Source organism: Bacteroides timonensis, assembly GCF_000513195.1.
Classification (GTDB): Bacteria; Bacteroidota; Bacteroidia; order Bacteroidales; family Bacteroidaceae; genus Bacteroides; species Bacteroides timonensis.
The window spans coordinates 1-7,177 of sequence record NZ_CBVI010000182.1; the positions used below are offsets into that span (position 1 = coordinate 1).

Annotated in this window: 5 protein-coding genes; 4 read left to right on the forward strand and 1 reads right to left on the reverse strand. The window is 45.7% G+C overall.

Annotated elements, in window-relative coordinates:
* Positions 1-562, reverse strand: a 562-nt coding sequence (locus tag BN161_RS27480; protein WP_044272435.1) for a DMT family transporter, incomplete at its 3' end; no start/stop codon positions are given.
* A 622-nt stretch (positions 563-1,184) separates the two neighbouring features.
* Between BN161_RS27480 and BN161_RS27485 the strand changes: the two genes are divergently transcribed.
* The 4 genes from BN161_RS27485 to BN161_RS27500 all read left to right on the forward strand — a co-directional run.
* Entirely contained in the window at positions 1,185-2,498 is a 1,314-nt protein-coding gene (locus tag BN161_RS27485) for a TolC family protein (protein WP_044272425.1), read from the forward strand.
* Positions 2,495-3,529: an HlyD family secretion protein gene (locus BN161_RS27490; protein WP_044272428.1), complete on the forward strand. Its 1,035-nt coding sequence runs from the start codon at positions 2,495-2,497 to the stop codon at positions 3,527-3,529. The genes BN161_RS27485 and BN161_RS27490 overlap by 4 nt, the downstream gene beginning before the upstream one ends.
* Before the next feature lies 1 nt (position 3,530).
* Positions 3,531-5,144 carry a hypothetical protein gene (locus tag BN161_RS27495; RefSeq protein ID WP_044272431.1) on the forward strand — a complete coding sequence of 538 codons (1,614 nt, stop codon included), beginning with the start codon at positions 3,531-3,533 and terminating at the stop codon, positions 5,142-5,144.
* 335 nt (positions 5,145-5,479) lie between these two features.
* Positions 5,480-7,177 (forward strand): helix-turn-helix transcriptional regulator (locus tag BN161_RS27500; protein ID WP_044272433.1); only part of this gene is annotated, 1,698 nt, incomplete at its 3' end.

The window sequence follows — 7,177 nt, forward strand, 5'->3', positions numbered from 1 at the left end:
GGATAATCATAGTTATTACCCCTACCTCCTGCAGCAACTTCTTGCTCACAATCAGATATATGGCAAAAACAACTGAACTAATCAAACAAAGCAAATTTCCCGTAAACGCATCATGGGCCAAATCATCATTCCCTTGCGTCAGAATACATAACAAAGCACCACCAAAGCCTATGGCAATACCGATAATCTTCATCAATGTTGCTTTCTCATGCAAAAAAATGACAGAAATCAGAAATACCCAGATAGGTTGCATAGAGTTGAATATCGCACTAGAAACCGGGGTTGTCTTGCTGATACCTAATAAATAACAGAACATAAACCCATAGAGGCCAAAAGCACCTAGACAAAAAAGCCCGATTCGCTGACGTTTCGTAACAGAAGATTCTTTCACAAAACAACCCGTTATCCAGAATGCAACAGCAGCAAAAACACATCGCACTGTGACGCCCGTCAATGCACTCAACCACAATGGCAACAGAAACTTTAATGCATTCATATTCAATCCGGACATGACACGCGACGCGACCATACTAAGATTAGCCTCCAGTTTTTTATCTTTCATAAACATTCCGATATTTTTTGAGTAGTGAGAACGCATAGCAGAGAAGAAAAGTTCAAGTATCAGGTGGAAAGGGAAACATCAAGGAAGAGCACCTGTTTCCATACCCGCTTCTGGAAACATAACAGAGGTGTGGTTGACTTCCCGGATTGGTACATCATCCTCGTAAACTGCAAGTTTGACAAGAGGCAGGACGAATAATTGCGGCATACTGTGTGTGTTCTAAGAGAATGAAACCATAATGTATCAAGAAGATAATGTCAATATCTCCTATTCTCATTTAATCATAATAGGCTCAATTACTTTCTGACGTTTGGCAAACGTAACAAATGATACCTCTCATTTCCTCATCACTAGTATTCTGCACATAAAATAATCGTCTAACATAATCATAAAATCAGCATTTTTTTGTAGTTTTGCAGCGCAATTCACAAAGAGTTGCACTTGTATGATTATAAAGAATAAGCGTATCATAACTATTGATATCCCTGTAAGGAATTGGGGATATTTGGAGAACTGGAAAAGCACAGCTTCGGTTTATGGCTCGTAAATCCGCGAGTTAAGTTCAGTCATATATCCTGACTGACCAAATAATTAATTTACATCATATAAAAACAAATTCTTTATGAACAATCTTCGGTTGCTCACAGGGTTGCTTTCTGTAGCCCTGTTGGGCGGCGGGATGCGCTCCTATAGTCAGTCGGTAATAACCTTGGAAGAGATTTTCAAGACTGCCGAAACCAACAGTGCGCAACTCCGGCCTTCATTTACTGCGCAGACTGAATCCGCATGTACAACAAACATTGCACGCGCGGGTCGTCTGCCAGACATCGACTTGTCACTGTCAATTAGTTACATAGGCGACGGCTTTATAACCAAACGCGATTTCAGCAATTATCAGAAAGCTCCTATACCACATTTGGGAAATGGACTATCACTAAATCTCACCCAGCCGGTTTATACAGGCGGAGCCGTGACAAGTGCCATAGAACTTGCCGAGTTAAAATCAACAGCCACACGATATGCTACCGACTTTCAACGAGACAATATCCGTTTCCGACTTACAGGGTTCTATCTTGACATCTATAAATACACCAATCTGTACCGGGTTATGGAAAGCAATATATCCGCAGCCAAAAAGGTGTTAGAAGAAATGAAGGCACGTTACGAGCAAGGAACGGCTCTTCAAAATGACATCACACGCTATGAACTCCTGGTATCGAACCTTGAGCTGCAGCTTGTCAGGATAAATAACACTCTCGACATTCTCAATTCCAATCTTGTGACAACGGCAGGATTACCCGATGGGACTGTCGTCGTTCCGGATTCCACCATTCTCGTCCGCTCTTTGCCAATGCAGGGAGAACACTGGTGGCAACAGGAAGCAATGGCGAATTCCCCATCATTGAGTCTCGCACGTTCCAGTGTTAATATAAGCCGCAAGGCAGAGGATATCATCCGTTCCGAACGTTTGCCCAAGATAGGGCTTCAGGCAGGTTGGACTATAGATGGTCCCATTCTTGTAGAAGTTCCGCCAATCAACCGCAATCTAAGCTATTGGTATATCGGGATCGGAGTCAGTTACAATATTTCTTCGCTGTATAAAAGCAACAAGTCTTTGGCTAAGAGCCGTGCTGCCACGCAAAGAGCAACAGAAGAGCTTACTGCCACACACGAGAACATCTCACTCAGTGTAAGAGCTGACTATATACACTACCTAGAAGCCTACGAAGAGCTGAAAACTCAACGGAAAAGTGCAGAGCTTGCCGATCGGAATTACCAAACGATTACTACGCGATACTCGGCAGATATGGCGTTAATCACCGATATGCTTGATGCAGTCAATGCAAAACTCGATGCGGAGAAACAGCTAGTAAACGCTCACATAAATATCATCTACTATTACTATAAACTTTTATTCACCACAGGAAAAATATGAAACACTTTAGAAAAAAAATACTTTCTTATATAATCACCATTGCAGTAATCGCCACAGCAACATTGTGGGTTGGCAGCAAGTTTATTCACCTTGGCAATGTAGAGTTCACCGACAATGCACAGGTGCGCCGGCAGATAGTACCCGTCAATAGCCGTGTGCAAGGCTATATCAAAGAAATCCGTTTCAAAGAATACGAAAAAATCAAAAAAGGAGATACGCTTGTAATAATCGACGATGACGACATGCGCCTGAATGTGGCCCGTGCAAACGCCGATTACCAAAATGCCCTCGCCGGACGCAGTGTTGCCGACCGGTCGGTTGCGTCAGCTTCAGCAAATGTAGCCGTCAGCGAGGCATCTGTAGCCGAAACAAAAGTGCTGATGGATAATGCGGCGACCGACTTGGCACGATACGAAAAACTATTGGCTCGGGATGCCGTCACCCGTCAGCAATATGATGGGGCTAAGACAGATTACGAAGCCAAAAAAGCCCGCTACGAAATGCTTGTCCGGCAACGCTCAGCAACATCGTCAGTCGTCGAACTCAACCAACAACGCATATTACAATCGGAAGCCGGAATTGAACTAGCCAAAGCTCTCCTTGAAACTGCCAAACTTAATCTCAGCTACACCGTAATTATAGCCCCATGCGATGGATATACTTCACGCAAGGAGATACAGGTAGGGCAGCTCATACAACCGGGTCAGACCCTACTTGATATTGTTGATTCTGGCGATATCTGGGTTTCTGCCAACTACAAGGAAACCCAACTCCGCCACATCGTTCCCGGAAGTAAGGTCGAGATAAAAGTGGATGCTATCCCGAATATTATTTTCAGCGGAAAGATACAGTCAATTTCCAAAGCCACCGGTGCATCGCTTTCACTGATACCACAAGACAACTCGGCCGGAAATTTTGTGAAAGTGCGTCAACGCATACCTGTAAGGATTGAATTTACAGAAGACAATAAACCGGAGGATATGGCACAACTACATGCTGGTATGAATGTGGAATGTAACGTGAAGTATTGATATGGCAGATTGGCACATTTCTCAGGGAGTATTCGACATTCCGGATGTTCCCACTTTCATTCCACGACGGCTAAAGCCGTATTTATTCATTTTCTTTGTACTGATAATCCAGTTTTCAAGTGGAGTTTATCTTGCCGCCGCATCCGACATGGTAGGTACCACGGCACTGATGCAAGAAGATATTCTCATGGCGGGCTACGCCTCGCTGATAGGCTTGGCTACCAATTTTGCCGTTATGTTCCGTATCAAGTTCCGTTTCTCCACCCGAACCCAGTTGATCATTTCAGGCATAGTTCTAATTGTTGCCAATATGATATGCGCCCATACCACCAATGTACCGTTGCTTATCGGTACCTGTTTCGTAGCGGGTTGGTTCAGGATGCAGGCTACATTCGCCTGCAATTCCACAATACAGCTATGGCTGACCCCAGTACGTGACATGGCGATATTCTTTTGCTACGTTTATTTAATTGTTGATAGCGTAATACAGTTAAGCGGCATCGCCACCATCTATACAGTCTTCTTCTCTCAATGGGAATACATGCATTGGATTATGATCGGACTACTCGCCCTTATGATACTGATGGTTATGATATTCGTGAAGCCTGTGCGCGGACCAATGTTCATCCCTTTACTCGGCATCGACTGGATAGGTGCAATCTTATGGGCAGGTTTCATGTTTGGTTTTACCTTCATCTGCGTTTATGGCAATTTCTACGACTGGTGGGAGGCCACGGAGATAAGAGGTGCCACGTTAATCGGACTTGCTTGTCTCGGCATAAACTTGTGGCGGGCTACATTCCTTCATCATCCCTACATATCATTCAAGGCGATGAAAAACCACAATGTGATACGAGCCACAGGCATCTATCTCGTTTTCTTCACACTGATTGCCACTGAACATGTGTTTGAGCACAGTTATGCCGCCAATATACTTGGATTTGACGAAAACAACCTTATCGATCTGAACTGGTATGTCTTTGCCGGAATCATCACCGGATGTACGTTCACCTATTTCACTTTCGCATTGCATAAGTGGCGCTACAAGACTATGACGGCAATAGCATTTGGTCTGGCCACCGGTTATCTCGCCTGTTTCTATTTCTTCATCGACTACGGCATTGAGAAAGAGATGTTTTTCATCCCGCTATTTCTCCGTGGTGCTGCATCTGTAATAATCTCCATTGTTTTTCTTACCTCGATTGTGCAGAGTGGTCTCCCGTTTCAAGTATTTCCGCAGGCGCTTACCATCAACGGATTCACGGGCGCAGTAATGGGAGCGACACTCGGACCGGCCATTATTGGAGAATTCTTAAAGCATACAATGGCTCGAAACGCCTCACTGCTCAGTTCAAACATAGTGGACTTCAATCCCGGCATAACACATGCGACTATCAGTCAATATTACGGAATTGTGCAAATGCAGGCTCTAATTGTCTCAATGAAGGAAATCTATGGTTGGCTGCTCATTGGGGCATTGGTATCACTGCTAATGATACTCGTCAGTTATGGAAATGTACGCCCATTTGCGATATTCCCGAAATGGAGTACTGTCCGGCGAGGTATCAAACACATAGTCCGGACCAAAAGGAATACAGATATCTTATCTGTATAGTCATCCCTATATGGCATTATTATATAGGTCATATCAATACCACAATGCAGGTGAACGGAAAACGCAGGGTTACCGTCCACCTGCTGCTCGAAATAGATAGAACGAGCTATATAAGAAAATAGAAATCAGCCTTATGATTAACCAGACTAATACCCATTAACTTACAAGAACGTCTTAAAGCTAAAGTATCTATTAACCGTCCTACGCTAAAAGAAGTTTCTGCAAATGTATTGACAGAGAAACTCTGATTGCACAATATAAAATTTCGGTTCCATGTGATTTCAGTTCGGCTCTTTTTACGTACATTTGCGCATTGATTCTTACATATATAAAATATGGCTAAGTTACACATATATCTGGTAATACTTCTCACCCTATTGCTGAACAGCTGCGGGCAGAAGCCCTCTGCCACGGCACCGGACAAGAGCCGTGACAGTATTTACCGATACGATTATATTTACGATATAGCCATCAGCGAACCGCAGCGGGCACTGGTGCTGGCCGATACAGCCGAAATGCTGAATCTGCTGCGGCCGGACCATACCTGCCTCAATGCTGTGAAAGCCATGATATACCAGAACGGTCTGGGACATCGCAAACTCGCCAAGTTCTATTGCCAAAAGGCGTATGAGGATACCGAATTTCAAAAAGAGACCATTCCTTATCTGGGCAATCTGACCCTGCTCTCCGGACTTTGTTACAAATCGAGCGATTACGCCGCCGCCATCCGCTATGCCACCCATGGACTGCAAATGGCACGGACGCATGAATTGAAAAATCTGGAAGCCAAATTCCTGATGTACATCGGCATGAGCCAGATTTATCTCGGAATCACCAAGGAGGCGAAAGCCAACATGAACCGGAGCATTGCCCTCTATGAGGAAATGGTAGATAAAGAGCACTCATGGGGCAGTGTGAACGAGCTTATCTATGTGTTGGGCGAAACCATGGATGCGCTGTGCGTCAGGGGCGAATGGCAGCAGGCCGCCACACTGATTCCCAACATCCTGAAAGCCAACAGCCGGCATGAACAGCTGGAGGACGAGGCACCGACAGGTGCCATAGATATGTACAAGGCTTTCGTCTACGCTCAATGCATGGAAATCTATCAGCATCTTGGTGACAAGGTCCGGGCCACCGAATGCTACCGGAAGTGCCTCTCTACAGCCTATGCCAATTCGCCCGATGGAGTGGTGCTGCTCACCCATTACCAGCTATGGACCAAAGACTATGAGCAAGCATTGCATAATATCCAGACCACCAAGCAGATATATCAGCAAAAACGGAATACGGAGAGTGAATACTATGCGGACAGATTGCTGGTCGATGAAGTGGAAGCGTTGACCTTGCTGGGACGTTACAAGGAGGCGACTGACGTGAGCCGCCAAATCATCGCATTGAAAGATACCCTGTCCAAGCGCAGGCAGCAGGACGACGCTCAGGAACTGGCCATCATCTACGAAAGCGGCGAGAAGGACAAGCAGATACAGAAAGAGCAGGACGAGAAACGCCTGTTGGCTCTATTTGTGGTGGTAGTGATAGGCGCTTTGGGTGCTGTCGTGTACTGCAACCGCCAGATACACCGCCGCAACGTGTCGCTGGTGCGCTCCGTGCAGGAGGGCATTGCCTGCAAGGACGAGCTTTTACAGAAAGAAGAGGAATGTCGTGCATACAAGGCGAAAATCGAAGCCATGGGAAAACGGCTTGAAGAAAAGGCCGAAGTCTCCGAAGAATCGGAAGCCGAAGACCGGCTGAAGTGGGTGCTGCATGAAATCGCCGCCCGTCAGCTTTACCTGCAACCGGGCATCACGGCGAAGAGCCTGCATGAAGAACTGCACGTTCCCGCCTCTCTGTTCGGCGAGCACTTCAAGGAACAGACCGGACGGAATTTCTCGGAGCATATCAACAAGTTGCGCATGGATTATGCGGCCAGACTGCTCACCGAATATCCGAATTATACCATCGACGCCATTGCCAAAATGTGCGGCGTCGACTCGCGCCAACATTTCCACCGACTTTTTTCCGAATATTTC